Consider the following 18885-nt stretch of genomic DNA (forward strand, 5'->3'; position numbering starts at 1 on the left):
GACCTCATCAATATAATGGTGGTTTGACGCCGAATGAATCAGAACGATTGTTCTGGAAAAACTCTAAAGCCGTGGCCAGTTTTGCTTGACCACTACATTTTGCTGTGCGCGCTATAAGTATTTGCCGCTATTCCAGTCAATTTTTATATCACTCTTCAATGAACGTAATATCCCTACCCACGAAGAATTAATGCGCCCTAATTTGTTGTGTTATTTATCACACTATATGGATACATTTTCGCCGTCATTTACTGATGTTATGGTTTGCCTGCTTTAAAAACCATTCAAAATGTAGGTGAAATGATATGAAAAATAAATATAAAGAAATAAATGTTGAAGTTCATGATTCTGATAGCGCTGGTACTTTATTAGCAAGAATAGACTTCAATACAGAAGTTAAAGATGTTTCAGGAAATAACAGTATAGAAAAAATAACAGGCGATATTATTCTCACTCCAAATAATATTGATCATGACGGATATTTCGAAAAAAATACCCTTTCTTTATTAAAAGAAAACTTTATATTTTCTACAGATCGTAATCTTAGCCTGTCATTCTGGATTAAATCTGGCACATCGAATAATGGCGTAATTATCTCTAATAAAGACTGGAGTAACGGCTCCAATATTGGTTGGCTGTTGGGTATTAATAATGATTATTTGGTCTGTAACTGGAAAGGTGAATCCAGCTCACGCCTGGATTTAGGGTTTGAGCAAAACATTAAAATAGCGGACAACCGCTGGCATCATGTTGCCGCTACGTTTGATCGTCAGGGTGACGCTGTATTTTATAAGGACGGAGAGGAAGTTTATACCATTAACATTGCCAACTCCGGCAATATTGACAGTGGCTATGCCACGGTGATTGGCGCTGATGCACTGGGTAAGTATCCTTTGAATGGTTGTCATCTGGATGAGTTTGAGATTTATGATAAGCTATTAAGTCGCGAGGAAATTAAGCAAAGATTTTATGACCTAAAAGATAAACTGCAAAAACCATTAGCAGTATTGATGAACTTTGAAGGTGATTTGAAAGACAGTTCAGCCCAAGGCTATCATGGTGTGGCTACCGGAGATATTAACTTTGTTCGTGGTTTTGACGGCAAAGCAGTTAAGTTGGCGAAATCTTATATTACGCTACCACAAAGTGAATTGTTCCCGGCACTGGATGGCGACTTCAGTGTCTCCTTCTGGATAAAGACCAATGCACAGTCTGAGGGTGTAATATTTTCGAATAAAGACTGGAGTGCCGGTGGGAATATTGGCTGGGTCATAGGTATTAGTGGGGAAAAACTGCGTTGGAATTGGAAAGGTATTTATGGTGGCCGGTTAGATTTTAGCGACATTCCCATCGCCGACTTTAAATGGCACCATGTTGCTATTACGCATAATAGGCGTGGTGACGCCATTTTCTATATCGATGGCCAAGAGCAAAAACGCATCTCCATTGCCGGCAGTGGTCATACCAATACTCATTTGGATTTCAATATTGGTGCCGATGGATTGGGTAAGTACGGCCTGGAAAATGCTTTGCTTGACCGAGTTCAGATATCCAACTCAATTATTTCCCCTCAGCAGGTTCAACAGGAGTACGAAGCCTATCGTCAACAGCTTGTTCCTGTTCTTAAAACCCTTCACTACTCGTTTGATGGTACTTTGAGCGAAAGTACCGATAAGAGCTACCATGCGATAACTCATGCTGAAGAGGCGTATGTGCCGAGCTTCGCCAACAGTGCGTTTCTGTTCGACGGAGAAACCTTCATTACTATTCCCAATGCAGAATTACAAAACGATTTAGCCGGTGATTTCAGCCTATGTTTTTGGATCAACTCCCCAACGCTGAATAAAGAACAAACGATTATTGCGAATAAAGACTGGAAAATTGGTAACAACCCTGGCTGGCAGGTGGGGATCCATGAAAATACCTTAAGCTGGAACTGGAAGGGTAGCAATGCGGGTCGTTATGATCTTGCAGCGGAGCGTCCGATCCATATGGCTGATGGCAGATGGCACCAGATCACGGTGAGTCACGATCGTGCCGGCAATGCTTGTTTTTATAAAGACGGTGTACTGCAGCAACAGGTTGATATTCGCTCCACGGGTGATACGACTACCGCCTTGGATGTCACTATTGGTGCGGATGCGAAAGGGCAATATTGTCTAAGTAACGAAACGCAGCTCGATGAGCTGTGGATTATCAATCGAGTCGTCAGTGCACAAGAGGCTCTGGCATTCTACGAGGAATACCGTGATCTCGTCGTTAAACCGTTAACAGAAAAATTTAACGGCAGCCTGGCATTAGTCGGGGCAGAACAAACGGTAGCGGAATCTGCATTTACATTAAACCTGCATTTACGTACCGAAAATATGGTCAATGTGATTGATGAGTTCACCAGCGAGCTTCATTATGATCCTTCATCATTTGAGTTTATTGAAGCTATCGGTAGAGATATCTCTGTGCAGGTTACTGACGGAGGTATCTTGAAAATCAGCGGCTATGGTGGTCGTACATTTAATAATAATGACCCTCTAGACTGGCAAAAAACGAAAATGGGGGAATTACGTTTCAAGACCACCGGCGTATTGGGTCATGGTGTATTCTCTTTATTGAATAGTCAGTTCTATGAAAATGGTCGCTTATATCAGATTGACTCTCTGAATGCAGAAACTCACCACGTGACAATTAATACGGCATTATCTCTGGATCGTAATCAGGATGGTGTGATCACATTGTCTGACATTATGGGGGCACCCGCTGATCAGCAGACCCGTATTGCAGAACAGATTGCATTTATGCCTTACAAACGCGTGTTATTTATTGGCATGGACGGTGCAGGTGCCAGCGTGAGTCCGCAGGCCCCTTATTGGCCTTCAGTTAAGGCAAAAAAAGAAACGGTCGGCGATCGATTACATATTCCGTGTTTACGACGCATGATTGAACAGGGGGCGGTGAGCTATACGGCACAGTCAGTGATGCCATCCGACTCTGCACCAAACTGGGGTGCGATACTTACAGGTGTAGATACCAATAAACATGGGATCACCAATGGTGTGGCTGCCGAGAGTTATTATTCGGAAAATAGCCCCTACCCGACCTTGTTTAAACGGCTGCGCCAGGCGATGCCCAACCGTAAGCTTGCGGCCTACGTTTCCTGGGATGCTATTGCCAATAGCCTGATTGAACCTTCGTTAGGGGTTGAATGCGTCAAGGATTATGACGAGGCGATTGTGAGCAAGGCTGTAGCCTATATCGCCAGCGGCAGGCTGAAAAATACTGCATTCATGATGGTGCACCTGAGCGAGATCGACCTGGCGGGGCATGTGAGTGGCTATTATGGCCCGGCATACTACCAGGCATTGGCCGTTGCCGATAAACGGATAGAAACATTGCTCAGCGAGTTGGATCGGCAGGGCTTACGTGAAGATACCCTGATAATTGTCTCGCCCGATCATGGTGGTGGCACCGAACAAGTTGATGGTACTCAAACTCAGAACCTGGGTCATGGGCAAAATTCCGCCATGGCACGCACCATTTTTATCGCGGCGAACGGACGAACCGTTGGCAGAGGCGCTGTGGGTGAGAAAATTGTTTCTGGGGGATCCACTAAAGATATTGTAGGGATGGTGCTCCATGCTTTGAATATTCCCGATACCAGCAATGAGGCCGGTTTACGCAATATGTTTGTTGCGCAAGATGGGCTATCAGATGCCGGTTTGCCTGAATGGGTGATGACTAAAGTGGTGAATACGCCTTCGAACAGTGTTGGCAGCTACCAGTTGGCGTTAGAACATCGCGGCAACGATCTCTATGCTGGTGATATGACTATCGCGTTGGACAATGCCTTGGTGGAGCAGGTCACTCCCGAGTTGGCGAGTATTACTCTGTTGCGTCAGGAGCTCACCGCAGAGAGGTTGCGTTTGGTGTTTATCGCTGACCAACCGTTACCTGCCGGGCAGATATTGTTTACCCTAACAACGCGCAGACACTCACCCCAGCAGGGTTTGCATATCAGAGATGCGATGCTAGCCACTCAACAAGGGCGTGAGATCTTGCCGAAATTGGCAGAACAGACGCTGACGCAAGACGACCCGGCAGGCCTTACGCTAAATCAGGAGAGGGTTACACTGGAAGTCGGCAAAGGCTTTACTTTAATCGCCAATATTAAGGCGGTGAACGCAGGGGCTCTAAACTGGGCAAATACGGATGCTGAAGTCGCCAGCCTGCAAGTCAATGAAGCCTCTTGCTTTATTAAGGCGTTACATCCCGGCCTGACGAAAATAACGGTCACCAGCGCTGATGGTGCCTATTCCGTCTACTGTGAAGTGACGGTGGTCGCGGCTTTCACCCTGGATAACCAGGGGATCACCGACAAGAGCCGTTGGTTGAAGGGTGCGGCAACGCCGGGTAGCACCCTTGAAATTACCACGGACAGCGGGGTATCGCTGAGTGGTTTGGTGGCTGAGGATGGGCGTTTCCAGCTTGAACTACCGCCATTGCTGGAACATTCTCAACTTTATATTCAGGAACGCTACCCTCACGGCATCAAAGGAGTGAAGCACCAATTTGAGGTGCGGCCAAGCTATAACTTGCTGTGGGATATCGCTGCCAAGGCCAGTGCCAGCAGCGTATGGTTTAAGCAGGCACAGTATACGGCGGATAAAGCCATTGATGGTGATGGCGGGAGTCGCTGGGCATCTCATAACCTTCCGCTGCCCGCATGGCTTACTGTGGATTTTGGGGATGAGATTAATGTCGATCTGGTACAGATTAAAGAGTATGAGTCCAGGGTCAGCGCCTTTACCTTTGAAGTCTTACAAAACGGACAATGGCTACCGGTTTATCAGGGAACAACGCTGGGCCCGGATGCCAAGCTTTATTTCCCACGGATTAAAGCATCGCAAATTCGGCTAAATATTACGGCGGCGAGCGATTTACCTTCCATCTATGAACTGCAGGTTTTTGATACGGAAAATCCGCCGGTTCGTGAGATTAGTGATTCAGCGTTGATTGAGCTGGAAGCCAGAAAAAGTTTCAATTTCTTCTGGGAAATGGCGAATAGCGATCCTGCGAGTCCTGGTTACGGATTGGTGAGTGATTCAAAGCAATCACCGGTTTGCAACGTGGCGCAGGTCGGTTTTGCCCTGTCGGCGATCCCCATTGGTATTGATAATGGTTGGATCACCAGAGAAGAAGGAGCTGCCCGCACCTTGGGCACGCTGAATATGCTGTTGAACCATGCCGAACAGCATAAAGGCTTCTTCTACCACTTCCTGGATAAGTTGACTGGGAAACGAACCTGGACTTCTGAACTTTCGACCATTGATACTACACTGGCACTGAACGGGGTGATTGTTGCCGGTGAATACTTCGGCGGTGAAGTAAAACAAATGGCGGACCAAATTTATCACAAGGTCGAATGGCCATGGTTCCGCGATGCTAAGACCAATCAGTTTTATTTGGCATGGTACCCAGAAAAAGGTGGCGCGTTTAAGACGAAATACCACTGGTCAGGCCCGGCCGAGCAAGCCAGCATGTATGTTCTGGCGGCGGCTTCCCCGACGCATCCGGTCAGCGGCGATATGTTCTATAGCATTAGCCGTGACAAGCATTCCTATCGTGGCAGTAAACCGGTGCTTGACACTTGGTTCGGGTCCAGTTTCACCAATCAGTTCTCGAATGCCTGGATCGATTTCCGTGGCAAGGTCGATAAACTGGGTGATGACTGGTTTGATGACGGGGTGCTGAACTCGCAAATCAGTCGCCAATACAGCATTGATGAACAGGATAACTTCAAAACCTTCGGTCCTGACTCATGGGGGCTGTCGGCGGCCAATGGCCCGGATGGGAATTACCATGGCAATTATGGTGCACCACCGGCAACTGCGGCGAATACCGATGGCACCATGGTGCTCTCTGGTGCGGTAGGGGCCGTGGTGTTCACGCCAAAAGAGTCGCTGGCAGCCATGCAAAACTATTACCGAAACCATCCGTACACCTGGGGTAAATATGGATTTAACGGCAGTTATAACCTGGATGTTACGCCATATTGGTATTCGTCATCAGTTAACGGGCTGGAAAAAGGGATTAGCATTGTCATGCTCGAAAACTATCGTACCGGCATCATTTGGCGGTTGTATATGCAAAATGAAGCGATTAAGCAGGGGGTTGCGGCCATTGGCTTGAAGGTACGCGAAGAGTAAAGTCTCCGGCAGGCAAGAGTCTATAGCTTAGGCTCGGCGGCGATATAAGAGCGGGTTCAGCATGCTGAACCCGCTGGTTTATGGTTAATGTGAACTGCCCTGGGAAATACCCAGGCCGGTTTGTGAACGTACAAATTGGAAACGGAAGCGTTCACGCTCCTGCTGCCCGGCCAATGAGCTGTCGGTCACCGAGAACAGCCAGGTGCCGATAAAGGCGACCAGCATCGAGAACAGTGCCGGATATTCATAAGGATAAATGGCTTTCTCGTGTCCCAGTATCTGGACCCAGATGGTTGGGCCGAGGATCATCAGGATCACCGCCGTCAGCAGACCTAACCAGCCGCCGATCATCGCGCCGCGAGTGGTCAGGCGCGACCAGTACATCGAAAGAATGATAATCGGGAAGTTACAACTGGCAGCAATCGAGAAGGCCAGCCCGACCATAAAGGCGATATTCTGTTTCTCGAACAAAATCCCCAGTGCAATAGCCACGATCCCCAGGATCACCACGGTAATCTTTGAAACCCGCAGTTCATCACGCTCAGTCGCCTTGCCGTTTTTAATTACGCTGGCGTATAAATCATGAGATACCGCAGAAGCCCCTGCCAGCGTCAGGCCGGCAACCACTGCCAGAATGGTGGCAAAGGCGACCGCCGAGATAAAGCCGAGGAAGAAGTTGCCGCCCACCGCGTTGGCCAAATGCACCGCCGCCATGTTGGTGCCACCCAATAGTGCCCCGGTGGCGTCTTTGAATACCGGATTAGGGCCGACTAACAGGATGGCGCCAAAGCCGATAATAAAGGTCAGGATGTAGAAGTAACCGATAAATCCGGTGGCATAGAACACGCTCTTACGGGCTTCTTTAGCGTCACTGACGGTAAAGAAGCGCATCAGAATGTGCGGCAGACCGGCGGTACCAAACATCAGCGCCAGCCCCAGTGAGAGTGCGGAAATAGGATCGGACACCAGCCCGCCAGGGCTCATGATGGCGATGCCTTTTGGATGAACCTTCACGGCCTCGGCAAACAGGGTGTTGAAGTCAAAATTGACCGATTTCATCACCATCAGCGCCATAAAGCTGGCACCGGCCAACAGCAGTACGGCTTTGATAATCTGCACCCAGGTGGTCGCCAGCATGCCGCCGAACAGCACGTACAGCACCATCAAAATACCGACCAGGATGACCGCCACGTGGTAGTTAAGGCCAAACAGCAGCTGGATCAGCTTACCGGCCCCTACCATCTGAGCAATCAGGTACAGCGCGACCACCACCAGTGAGCCACAGGCCGAGAGGGTGCGGATCGGTTTCTGTTTCAGTCGGTAAGAAGCCACGTCAGCAAAGGTATAACGGCCCAGGTTGCGTAGGCGTTCTGCAATCAGGAACAAAATGATCGGCCAGCCGATCAGGAAGCCGATGGAGTAAATCAGCCCGTCATAGCCAGAGGTATACACCAGTGCGGAAATACCTAGGAAAGAGGCGGCTGACATAAAATCGCCGGCAATCGCCAGACCGTTCTGCAAACCGGTAATTTTCCCACCTGCGGTGTAATAATCCTGGCGTGAGCGGGTGCGTTTGGAGGCCCAGTAGGTGATGTATAGCGTGGCGCCGACAAACAGCACGAACATGACGATCGCCTGAATGTTCAAGGGTTGACGCTGAACTTCCCCCCCAATGGCATCGGCAAAGGCCATGCCCGGTAGCGTCAGCAGAGCGGCGGCAGACAGTAAAGGCTTCATTTCTTCACCTCACGCAGAATTTCTGCAGTCAGGCGATCGAACTCGCCGTTGGCGCGGAATACGTAGATCCCGGTCAGCACAAAAGAGATCACTATCAGGCCTACGCCTACCGGGATCCCGCGGGTAATGGTCGATCCTTCGGCGATCGGGGTGCCTAACCACTGAGGATCGAAAGCGATCAATAAAATAAAGCTGACATACAGTGCCAGTGTAATCAGTGAAAGCAGCCAGGCGAAGCGGCTACGTTTTCGCACCAATTCTATAAAGCGCGGGTTTTCCTCAATCCCTTGATAAATGGTGTCATTCATCAGAGCATCTCCAGTAGGTATTGATAGAGTACGCCGCGCTTGAAGCCGATCATCGGGTGACTTCCCGCTGATCGGCCTGAGGCGGCGGAAATTAGGACGGAACTTTCATTGATTGTTTTTCTTCCAACAGCTTTTCGACTACGGCCGGATCTGCCAGCGTTGAGGTATCCCCCAGATTGCTGGTATCGCCGGCGGCAATTTTGCGCAGGATGCGACGCATGATCTTGCCGGAGCGTGTTTTGGGCAGCGAGTCTGTCCAGTGCAGGACATCCGGCGTGGCGATCGGCCCTATCTCTTTGCGTACCCAGTTACGCACTTCGGTATACAGCTCAGGCGTAGGTTCTTCACCGTGGTTCAGCGTGATATAGGCGTAAATCGCCTGGCCCTTAATGTTATGTGGGATGCCGACCACCGCCGCTTCGGCGATTTTCGGGTGGGAGACCAGTGCTGACTCAATCTCGGCGGTGCCCAGACGGTGACCGGAGACGTTAAGCACATCATCGACGCGGCCGGTGATCCAGTAGTATCCGTCTTCGTCACGGCGTGCGCCGTCACCGCTGAAATACATGCCTTTAAAGGTAGAGAAGTAGGTTTGCTCGAAGCGATCGTGATCGCCGAACAGGGTGCGAGCCTGGCCTGGCCAGGAGTCGGTGATCACCAGGTTACCCTCACAGGCACCTTCTTGCGGGTTACCGAGGTTATCCACCAGCGCCGGTTGTACGCCGAAGAATGGCCGCGTAGCGGAACCGGCTTTCAGTTCGGTGGCACCGGGCAGCGGGGTGATCATAAAGCCGCCGGTTTCGGTCTGCCACCAGGTGTCGACGATCGGGCATTTACCGTTACCGATTTTATTGTAATACCACTCCCAGGCTTCCGGGTTAATCGGCTCTCCAACCGAGCCCATGATGCGCAGCGAGTCGCGTTTGGTCCCTTCGATTGCCTTGTCACCTTCGGCCATCAGGGCACGAATGGCGGTAGGCGCGGTATACAGGATATTAACCTGATGTTTGTCGACCACCTGTGACAGGCGGTTAACGCCCGGGTAATTTGGCACCCCTTCGAACATCAGGGTAATGGCACCGCAGGCCAGCGGACCGTACAGCAGGTAGCTGTGGCCAGTGACCCAACCGACGTCGGCGGTACACCAGTACACGTCGCCGTCATGGTAATCGAAGACGTATTTAAAGGTCATGGCGGCATACACCAGATAGCCGCCGGTGGTGTGCAGCACGCCCTTGGGTTTACCGGTCGAGCCCGAGGTATAAAGGATAAACAGCGGGTCTTCCGCGTTCATCTCTTCCGGTGGACAGTCGGCTGAAATCCCTTGGGTCAGTTCATGCCACCACAGATCGCGGCCTTCCTGCCAGTAACCCGGTTTACCGGTACGCTGGAACACCACCACGTTGGTGATATTTTTTACGCCTGGATTCTTCAGCGCGTCATCAACGTTTTTCTTCAGCGGAACGGCACGTCCGGCGCGCAGGCCTTCGTCAGCGGTGATAACCAGTTTGGAGTTGGAGTCGATAATACGGCCGGCGACCGCTTCCGGCGAGAAACCGCCAAAGATCACCGAATGCACTGCCCCGATACGGGCGCAGGCCAGCATGGCGACGGCGGCTTCCGGTACCATTGGCATATAGATAGCCACGACGTCACCTTTCTTCACGCCCAGCTTTTTCAGCACGTTGGCGAATTGGCAGACATCGTGATGCAATTGTTTGTAGGTCACCTGTTTTGACTGGGTGGGATCGTCACCTTCCCAGATAATGGCGGTTTGGTCGCCGCGCTCGGCCAGATGGCGATCGAGGCAGTTGGCCGCCAGGTTCAGGGTGCCGTCTTCAAACCAGCGAATGCTGATATGACCCGGATCGAACGAGGTGTTTTTGACCCGACTATAAGGTTTAATCCAGTCCAGGATTTTTCCCTGCTCGCCCCAGAACGTTTCTGGGTCTTGCACAGATTGTTGATAATATTGTTGATATTGTGTCGGATTAATCAGGGCGTGTTCTGCAATTGCAGAAGGAATAGCGTGTTTATGCACTTGGCTCATGGCTTTTCTCCTTGAAGTTGTTAATAATATGTCAACTGAAGGTTAAGTATAGTTTGCTCCGATTCTTTGTTTCTTTTTTGCGCGGCAGATCACGCAACGAAGATATTGATTTGTAATAGTTCTGCTTCATTTGCGTTGGGCATCTGCCTGCTTGGTGGGTCAAAACGCTCAGATAGGTGGTTTTGCCAGAAAACGCTATCTAAAGAACTAAAAAGAATAACCAACCCGATAATAAACTCACTTTTTATCGCTAACAGTTAATGTTATTTGGCCGGTGCTAAATCATTTTGGAACATGGCCGGTTGTTAATATTCGATGTTGATATTAATAATTAGGCTTTCAGCCAGTATCGCTAATAAATAAACCCGTTTTTAAGCTGTCCTGCTTCAATATGACGGGGATACAGGGTATCGTATTGTTGGTAATTTTCATTTTGAAAACCTTAGCGCAACATAATATAAACATTCCCATTGGACTAAATATGCAAGTTTAGTGGGAATTAACGCATTTTCATCAGGTGAAAATATTAATCCATCAGAGTATTCCGTGACCTGTGTCACATAAAATTATGCTTTTAATAACAGTGTATTATGCCATTTAGAATTAAAGCTAAAAATTAATGCGGTTAAATATCATACTGAAGCCTGATGAAACAAGGCTTGCAGACCATGCCTTTCAAATGGTAAAGATTTAAACAGCGTCACACTAAGGGCAGGTGAACGCTTCCTTGTCACTAACATAAGCCTGTATTAAATGATTAAGTATTCTTTTCGGTGCGTTATTATAAATGTGCCGAAAAGAGTCTTTGAGGACTTTTTGGGTATGAAGAGTGTAAAAATCAGTCTTGCTTGGCAAATTATGATCGCGCTGGTGCTGGGTATTATCGTCGGGGCCGTGCTCCATAATCAGACTGAATCACGAGAGTGGTTAGTCAGTAATATTCTTAGTCCGGCCGGTGATATATTCATTCGCCTGATTAAGATGATTGTGGTGCCGATCGTTATTTCTACGTTGGTTGTGGGTATTGCCGGCGTGGGGGATGCGAAGAAGCTAGGGCGTCTCGGGTTGAAAACCATTATTTACTTCGAAGTGATCACCACTATCGCCATAGTGGTGGGACTGACACTGGCTAATGTTTTTCAACCCGGCCATGGCATCGATATGTCGACGCTGACCGCGGTCGATATCTCGCAGTATCAAAAAACCACCGAGCAGGTGCAAAGTGGCTCACACAGCCTGGTTGCCACCATTCTGTCGTTGATCCCGTCGAACATCTTCGCTTCGATGGCCAAAGGCGACATGCTACCGATTATCTTCTTCTCGGTGTTGTTTGGTCTTGGGCTGTCGTCATTGCCGAAAGAAACCAAAGAGCCGCTGCTGAAGGTGTTTAAAGCCGTTTCGGAAAGCATGTTCAAAGTCACCCATATGATCATGCGTTATGCGCCGATTGGGGTATTTGGTCTGATCTCAGTGACGGTCGCCAACTTTGGCTTTGCCTCGTTGTTACCCTTGGCCAAGCTGGTGCTGCTGGTGTACTTCGCCATTGCCTTCTTTGCGCTGGTGGTATTGGGGGCCGTTGCCCGCATCTGTAACCTGCGTATCTGGACGCTGATTCGTATCCTGAAGGACGAACTGATCCTGGCTTTTTCTACCGCCAGCTCGGAAACGGTACTGCCGCGCATCATTGAAAAGATGGAGGCTTACGGCGCACCCAAGGCGATCACCAGCTTTGTGGTCCCGACCGGTTATTCCTTCAATCTGGATGGTTCGACGCTGTATCAGAGTATTGCCGCTATCTTTATCGCCCAGTTGTATGGCATCGAGCTTTCTCTGGGCCAGGAAATTGTGCTGGTGGTGACGCTGATGCTTACCTCTAAGGGCATTGCCGGCGTGCCAGGTGTTTCCTTTGTGGTGCTGTTGGCCACTCTGGGCAGCGTGGGGATCCCGCTGGAAGGTCTGGCGTTTATCGCGGGTGTCGACCGTATCCTGGATATGGCACGTACCGCACTGAATGTCGTAGGTAATGCGTTGGCGGTGTTGGTGGTCGCGAAATGGGAACACCAGTTCGACAGTAAAAAGGCGCTGGCCTTCGAGAAAGAGTTTTTGTCTGGCAAGATGAAACAGATAAAAGAGTCTTAATCGTTATTGTGCGCCATGATTGAAAAACCCGCCTGATGGCGGGTTTTTTTATCGTCTATCTCGGGATCAACATGCGGGTGCGGAGCCCTGAGGCGGCAGAAAGCGCAGTGGATCCAATGCGGTAGCACGATAACGGATTTGGAAGTGTAGCATCACCTTGTCGGTACCGGTGCTGCCCATGGTGGCAATCTTCTGCCCGGCTTTCACTTCCTGGGCATTGCGAACCAGCAGGGTGTTGTTGTGGGCGTAGGCGCTGATGTACTCATCATTGTGTTTTATCATAATCAGATTGCCGTAACCCCGGAGCTGGTTGCCAACGTACACCACCCGTCCTTTGGCTGCGGCAAACACCGGTTGGCCACGGTTACCGGCGATATCAATGCCTTTATTGCCCCCGTCTGCGGTGGAATACTTGCTGACGATATTGCCCTGGGTTGGCCAGCGCCAGCATTTGATACTGCTGCGGATGGGTGGCGCAACGGCTGCAATCTGGCTGGTAGACTGCGTTTTGCGAGATTTGCCTTTCTTCGCCGTCGCATTATTCAGCGCCAACTTTTGGCCAATCTCAAGGTTGTAGGGTTTGGGGAGCTTATTGCGACGCGCTAACTCGCTGACTTCACTGTTGGTGATCCAGGCAATATAGAACAGTGTATCGCCGCGTTTGACGGTATAGGTGTTGCCGTTATAACTGCCTCTGGCCAACTGGTCATAATCACGATCATAGCTGTTCGATTTCTTTCCGGAGCCACACCCCAGTAATCCCAGACTGATCACGCACACGGCGATCAGTCGCCATACAGCAAATGTGCTTCCCATACTCAAATATCGTCCTTAAACGTCGTCGCGCTCTATTGTGATCTGCCTATAGTAACATCAACGGACAGGTGGTCAAAAACGCCGCCATGGACTAAATTCTCCGGGATTAGGATTATGGTGGGCAGGGGCTAAGGCACCCAGTGGCTCAATAACATTCATGGATTGGAAAAAGCTCACGTGCAGGAAACCTTAACGCTCTCGAGTTATCTGGTACTGGCAGCCACGTTATTGGTGGCTTATGTCATTTTCGGTATCGCCGGTTTTGGTTCTGCGTTAGTCGCCAGCCCGATAATGGCGCTCTATATGCCGGTGGCGAAAATCGTCCCCTTACTGGCACTGCTGGATATGTGCGCGGCGATTGTTAATGTCAGTCGCGACGGGCGGAACGCACAATGGCCTGAATTAAAACGGCTGGTCCCATTGATGATTATCGGCAGCCTGTTTGGGGCGGCGATCCTGCTGAAGACTCGACCAGAAATTCTGTTGCTGGCGCTGGGAATTTTTGTGGTGGTTTACGCGCTCTATTCACTCAGTGGTTTAAAGCCGGATCGGCAATATTCGCCCAAGGCGGCGGTGCCTTTTGGTCTGGTTGGGGGGATATTCAGTGCGCTCTTTGGCAGCGGCGGTTTTATTTACGCCATCTATCTCAGTGGGCGAATTGAGAAAAAAGAAGCTTTCCGTATTACCCAAACCACGCTGATAGGTATGAGCACGCTGACCCGAGTGGTCATTTTTGCCCTGGCCGGTGTTTATCTGGACGTTGATTTACTGCTGCTGGCATTGGTGCTGGTGCCGGGCATGCTGGTGGGGATTACCCTGGGCCGTTACTTCACGTTAAAGATGTCGCGCGAGCAATTCCTCAGGCTTATCAATGTGATCTTGCTCGGCTCGGGGGCCATGTTGATTGTCAGGTACTTTAGTTAACGACGATGGCGGGGAAGAATCCGGATTGAGTTTGGTGACAAAGTTGTATTTTAGCTCGAGATACCCGGGCCTACCGTACCGAGGGGCGCTCCGGCGGCTGCGCCGCTACGACCCCTTCGGCACGCTTTCCCTAATTACGGGCTTTGTCAGTCGCCTGAACCAGTACAGGGAAGGGGATCCAGAAAGCAAAAAACCCGCCATAGGCGGGTTCTTCTAAAGATGGTGCCCGGACTCGGACAACCGGCGTTTACGCCGTGTTGAACAACGCTTTAGCGTTGGCCCGTAGGGTGAGGCCTTTGGCCGAATAATCGAACCTGTTCGATGCAGAGTCCATATCTCAGAAAGCAAAAAACCCGCCATAGGCGGGTTCTTCTAAAGATGGTGCCCGGACTCGGAATCGAACCAAGGACACGGGGATTTTCAATCCCCTGCTCTACCGACTGAGCTATCCGGGCAACGCGCAGCATTAAACCGTATTGGCCGAAGGCAGTCAACGGCTTTGTGAATGAAATCAGGTAAAACGCGACTGGTTGCTGGCTTTTCGGTCAAAGGGTTCGAAAATTGTGCCGAGTTGGCTACCATTCTGCGGCGGCGGTATACCGCCGCACACTGAATTAGCTTAACGCACCGTTTCTGCGGCACTGGGCCACCTGCAAGATATCTTCCGCCAGCCGCTTGGCGACGGATACGTCCTGTAGCTGGCGTTTTACCAGCAGTTTGCTCAGGCAGCCTTCCTGGATCAGCTCCATTTGCTGCGCCACCATGTCGGCGTCGTCGGCGTCCATTTCCCGCAGCAGATCGCGGGTCAGATCCAGCGAGGTGAGTTTCTGTTGCTCAGCTAGCTGGTGGATCGGGTGATCCACTTCCGGGAAGAAACTGCAGGCGGCGATAAACAGGCAGCCGGGGTAGCGGTCGTGTTTGACGTATTCTTCCAAAACGTCATAGCGTGCCAGCAGCTTTTGCTGTGGGCTCAGGGTCTCGTCCAGCAGTAACTGGCGACGCCAGGTGTCAATTTGCTGGCCATGATAGCGCAGGCAGTCATACAGCAGCGCTTCGCGATCCGGCCAGAACCGTTTCAGGTCGCCCGGTTGCACGTCGAGTTTATCTGCCAGCATTTCCAATGTGGTGGTCGCCAGGCCCTGTTGTTCCAACAGCCCCAGTGCCGTATCAAGGACGTGTTCACGTTGCACTTGTGCTTCCTCCAAATTCAGTTCTGAACCTCAGTGTTATTTATTGCACCGTTTTCTGCAAATGCGCGTTGAACGCCGCCGCATCCATAAAGCCGGTTACTCGTTGGGTCGTTAACTCTTGCCCGGTACCGTTAAAGAACAGAATCGTTGGCAATCCCAAGACTTTCAGGTGCTTAAGCAGTGCGACCTGTTCGGCATTGTTGGCCGTGACATCCGCCTGCAGCAGTACTGCATTGGCCAGCTTAGCCTGAACACTGGCATCGCTGAAGGTATATTTCTCGAACTCCTTACAGGCGACACACCAGTCGGCGTACAGATCCAGCATCACCGGCTTCCCTTGTGCCTGCTGTAGCGCCAGATTGAGCTGATCTACATTATTGATGCGCGTAAAGTTCAGGTGCTGCACCGCTGCCTGCTGTGCGCTGTTGGTGCCAAAGGCCCAGTCTTGCAGCGGTCGTGCGGCGATCACTGCCGCCGCCAGCAGCACTAATTGCAGTGCCCGAGCCCAACCACGGGAAGTCTTCAGGCTCAGCGCGAATGCCCAGCCAAAGAACGCCAGGCCGAGCAGGCTCCACAACCGCAGCCCCCACAGATCGCCAATCACGCGCTCCAGCAGGAACACCGGCAGCGCGAGGATCACGAAGCCAAAGGCTTCTTTGACATACTGCATCCATGGGCCGCTACGTGGCAGCAGGCGGTTGCCGAACAGGGTCACCAGCACCAGTGGGATCCCCATCCCCAGCGCATAGAGATACAAGGTGCCGCCGCCGGCCCACATATTGCCGCTTTGGGCGATGTACAGCAGGATCGCGCTGAGCGGCGCCGTGGTACAGGGGGAGCAAATCAGTCCGGCCAGTGCGCCCATCAGGAATACGCCAGGCAGCGAACCGCCTTGCTGGCTGTTACTCCAGCCCGCCAATCGCGTTTGCAGCGAGGAAGGCAACTGCAGTGAAAACAGACCGAACATCGACAGGGCCAGCGCGATAAACAACACTGACAGGCCGATCAAGACATATGGGTGCTGCAAAGCTGCCTGGAATTGCAACCCGGCGGCGGCGACCACCAGGCCGAGTACCGTATAAGTCAGCGCCATGCCCTGCACGTAAACCACCGCCAGCGCCAGTATGCGCCCGCTGCTGTGTGGTTTTTCACGCCCAAGGATGATGCCGGAAATCAAAGGATACATCGGCAACACACAGGGGGTGAAGGCAATGCCAATACCAATCAGCAGCGCCCACAGAGGGGAGAACGGTAGACTGGCGGGCACCGGTTCTTCAGGCACACTGGCCGGCAGTGCGGTTGAAGCACTCACCGCATCCAGAGGGATCACCCGCGTTTCCGGCGGATAGCAGAAACCCGCTTCGGCGCAGCCCTGATAAGTCACGCTCAGGCTGGCGCCACTGGCTGCCTGTTGCAGTGGGATCGGCAGACTAAGCTGTTGTTTGAAAATGGCGACTTCGCCGAAGAACTCATCCTTGTGGCTCAGCCCGGGCGGCAGTTCAAAGGAGCCTAATGTCGCTTGCTGTGGTACCAGTTTAATCTGCTGACGATAGAGGTAATAACCGGGGCGGATTTGCCAGTTCAGCGTCAGCTGGTGGTCCTGCTGCTTAAAATCGAAGGCAAAAGCCTGATCGACCGGCACGAACTGGTTGCCGCCGTTCGGGGAAAACAGCGATGCCTGAGCCGCCTGTGGTAAAAAAAACAGGCTGCAGAGCAGGAATATCAATTTAATGAGGCGTTGATCCATAACAGGTAGTCTTTATCTCCAGCCATCACCGGCAGCACCAGCAGCTCGGGCGTTTGATACGGGTGATGTTGTTTCAGGGCGTTGAGCAGGGCGTCTTGATGGCGGCGATCGCTTTTGAACAGCATTTGCACCTCATACTCCTGTTCCAGTTTCCCTTCCCAGTAGTATAACGACGAGGCACCGGGCAGCAGTGTGACGCAGGCCGCCAGTTTTTCCCCCAGAACCCGGGCCGCCAGGTCTTGAGCCGTGCCCTCATCGGGTGCGGTGCAGAGTATGACGATAGCTTCGCAATCAGACATCTTCAGCCCTCTCATCCAGATTATCAGTGGGCACTATACCTTGAAGGGCGGTCGGCTAGAAGGCGAGTTTATCGCCAATGGGGCGGGGGGAGAAACCGGGGCCGCAGCCCCGGTGAAAGCATTACAGCATTACGCTGCCCAGCAGGAAGCCGAACAACACCGCCAATATCACCCCGATGGTGCCGGGAATAAAGAACGGGTGGTTAAACACAAAACGCCCGATGCGCGTGGTACCGGTGTCATCCATCTGTACAGCGGCGACCAGCGTAGGGTAGGTCGGCAGGATGAACAGGCCGGAGACGGCGGCAAAGGACGCGACGGCGGTCAATGGCGAGACGTTCAGTGCCAGCGCCATTGGCATCAGCGCCTTGGCGGTAGCGGCCTGGGAGTACAGCAACGCCGAGCAGAAGAAGAAAATCACCGCCAGCAGCCACGGATGTGATTGGATCACGGTACCCGCAGTCTCTTTGATCCAGTCGATATTGGCCTGTACAAAGGTGTCGCCCAGCCAGGCCACGCCCAAAATACAGATACAGGCACTCATACCGGCCTTAAAGGTGCTGGAGTTGAGTACCATATCGGTATCGACTTTGCACAGCAGGGTGGTCAGGGTGGCGACGCTCAGCATGATGATCAAAATCGCGTTGGTGGTGTTCATCAAGGGTTTTGCCACCAGACCGAGACCCGGGCTGTTGATGATGGCGTAGGCCACCACGCACAGCACGCCCAACAGGAACAGCAGCACTGAGACTTTGGCGCGTGGTTTGATTTCCACCACCTTGTTGCCGCGCAGGGTAACCAGACCTTCTTCAAGGCGTTTCTGGTAAACCGGATCGTCAGACAGTTTGGAGTCGAACATCCAACTGACCAGCAGCGACATCAGCACCACGGCGCAGAAGGTCGAAGGCATTACCACCATCAACAAGTGCAGATAGCTGACGCCGTGGCCTTCCATCACGGAGGACATGTAGACCACCGCTGCGGAAATGGGAGAGGCGGTGATGGCAATCTGTGCGGATACCACGGCGGTAGATAGCGGACGGCAAGGCTTGATGCCCTGTTCTTTCGCCACTTCGGCAATCACGGGCAGGGCGGAAAGAGAAATATTGCCGGTACCGGCAAAGATAGTCAGAAAGTAGGTGACGATCGGCGCCAGAATAGTGATGTGTTTGGGGTTCTTGCGCAGCAGTTTTTCAGTTTGCTGTACCAGATAATCCATCCCGCCCGCGACCTGCATTGCCGAGATCGCGGCAATCACTGCCATGATGATGGAAATGACGTCGAACGGAATGCTGCCCGGCTTCACGCCAATCAGCGCCAGGACCAAAACGCCGAGCCCGCCTGCAAATCCAATCCCGATACCGCCCAACCTGGCCCCTAAAAAAATGGCCAGCAGAACGATAACCAATTCTACGGCTAACATAGTGTCTACTCCTCAAAATAAGATTATTTGAAAATAAAAAGTTAAATTTTTG

Annotated in this window: 11 protein-coding genes and 1 tRNA gene; 3 read left to right on the forward strand and 9 right to left on the reverse strand. The window is 51.6% G+C overall.

Annotated elements, in window-relative coordinates:
• The first annotated feature begins 305 nt into the window (after window positions 1-305).
• Window positions 306-6200: a LamG-like jellyroll fold domain-containing protein gene (locus tag OC597_RS26105; RefSeq protein WP_262211119.1), complete on the forward strand. Its 5895-nt coding sequence runs from the start codon at window positions 306-308 to the stop codon at window positions 6198-6200.
• An 84-nt stretch (window positions 6201-6284) separates the two neighbouring features.
• On the opposite strand, the gene actP is transcribed toward OC597_RS26105, so the two are convergent.
• The 3 genes from actP to acs form a co-directional block, all read right to left on the reverse strand.
• Complete coding sequence (gene actP / locus OC597_RS26110; protein WP_261256815.1) at window positions 6285-7937, reverse strand: cation/acetate symporter ActP; 1653 nt, start codon at window positions 7935-7937, stop codon at window positions 6285-6287.
• Window positions 7934-8245, reverse strand: coding sequence for a DUF485 domain-containing protein (locus OC597_RS26115; RefSeq protein WP_112347862.1), 312 nt, complete (start codon window positions 8243-8245; stop codon window positions 7934-7936). Before OC597_RS26115 ends, actP begins: the two co-directional genes overlap by 4 nt.
• A gap of 91 nt (window positions 8246-8336) precedes the next feature.
• Window positions 8337-10295 carry an acetate--CoA ligase gene (acs, locus tag OC597_RS26120; RefSeq protein WP_262211120.1) on the reverse strand — a complete coding sequence of 653 codons (1959 nt, stop codon included), beginning with the start codon at window positions 10293-10295 and terminating at the stop codon, window positions 8337-8339.
• 822 nt (window positions 10296-11117) lie between these two features.
• On the opposite strand from acs, the gene gltP reads away from it, so the two are divergent.
• On the forward strand, window positions 11118-12434 hold the full coding sequence (gltP, locus tag OC597_RS26125) for a glutamate/aspartate:proton symporter GltP (RefSeq protein WP_262211121.1): 1317 nt from the start codon (window positions 11118-11120) through the stop codon (window positions 12432-12434).
• Window positions 12435-12500: 66 nt separating this feature from the next.
• Here gltP and actS read toward each other — a convergent pair whose 3' ends face one another.
• Window positions 12501-13250 carry an amidase activator ActS gene (gene actS / locus OC597_RS26130; RefSeq protein ID WP_262211122.1) on the reverse strand — a complete coding sequence of 250 codons (750 nt, stop codon included), beginning with the start codon at window positions 13248-13250 and terminating at the stop codon, window positions 12501-12503.
• A 177-nt stretch (window positions 13251-13427) separates the two neighbouring features.
• On the opposite strand from actS, the gene OC597_RS26135 reads away from it, so the two are divergent.
• On the forward strand, window positions 13428-14174 hold the full coding sequence (locus OC597_RS26135; RefSeq protein WP_261256823.1) for a sulfite exporter TauE/SafE family protein: 747 nt from the start codon (window positions 13428-13430) through the stop codon (window positions 14172-14174).
• A 379-nt stretch (window positions 14175-14553) separates the two neighbouring features.
• Here OC597_RS26135 and OC597_RS26140 read toward each other — a convergent pair.
• From OC597_RS26140 to OC597_RS26160, 5 genes are all read right to left on the reverse strand, one after another.
• Window positions 14554-14629, reverse strand: a tRNA-Phe gene (locus tag OC597_RS26140).
• A gap of 159 nt (window positions 14630-14788) precedes the next feature.
• Entirely contained in the window at window positions 14789-15364 is a 576-nt protein-coding gene (locus tag OC597_RS26145) for a transcriptional regulator (protein WP_112347878.1), read from the reverse strand.
• 40 nt (window positions 15365-15404) lie between these two features.
• Window positions 15405-17111, reverse strand: coding sequence for a protein-disulfide reductase DsbD (locus OC597_RS26150; protein ID WP_261256824.1), 1707 nt, complete (start codon window positions 17109-17111; stop codon window positions 15405-15407).
• Complete coding sequence (cutA, locus tag OC597_RS26155; RefSeq protein ID WP_262211123.1) at window positions 17087-17410, reverse strand: divalent cation tolerance protein CutA; 324 nt, start codon at window positions 17408-17410, stop codon at window positions 17087-17089. The genes OC597_RS26150 and cutA overlap by 25 nt, the downstream gene beginning before the upstream one ends.
• Before the next feature lie 121 nt (window positions 17411-17531).
• Window positions 17532-18833 (reverse strand): anaerobic C4-dicarboxylate transporter, encoded by a 1302-nt coding sequence (locus tag OC597_RS26160; RefSeq protein ID WP_112347880.1) that lies wholly within the window; start codon window positions 18831-18833, stop codon window positions 17532-17534.
• Window positions 18834-18885: the final 52 nt, after the last annotated feature.

The sequence above is a fragment of the Serratia proteamaculans genome (genome assembly GCF_946227095.1).
Taxonomy (GTDB): domain Bacteria; phylum Pseudomonadota; class Gammaproteobacteria; order Enterobacterales; family Enterobacteriaceae; genus Serratia; species Serratia proteamaculans_E.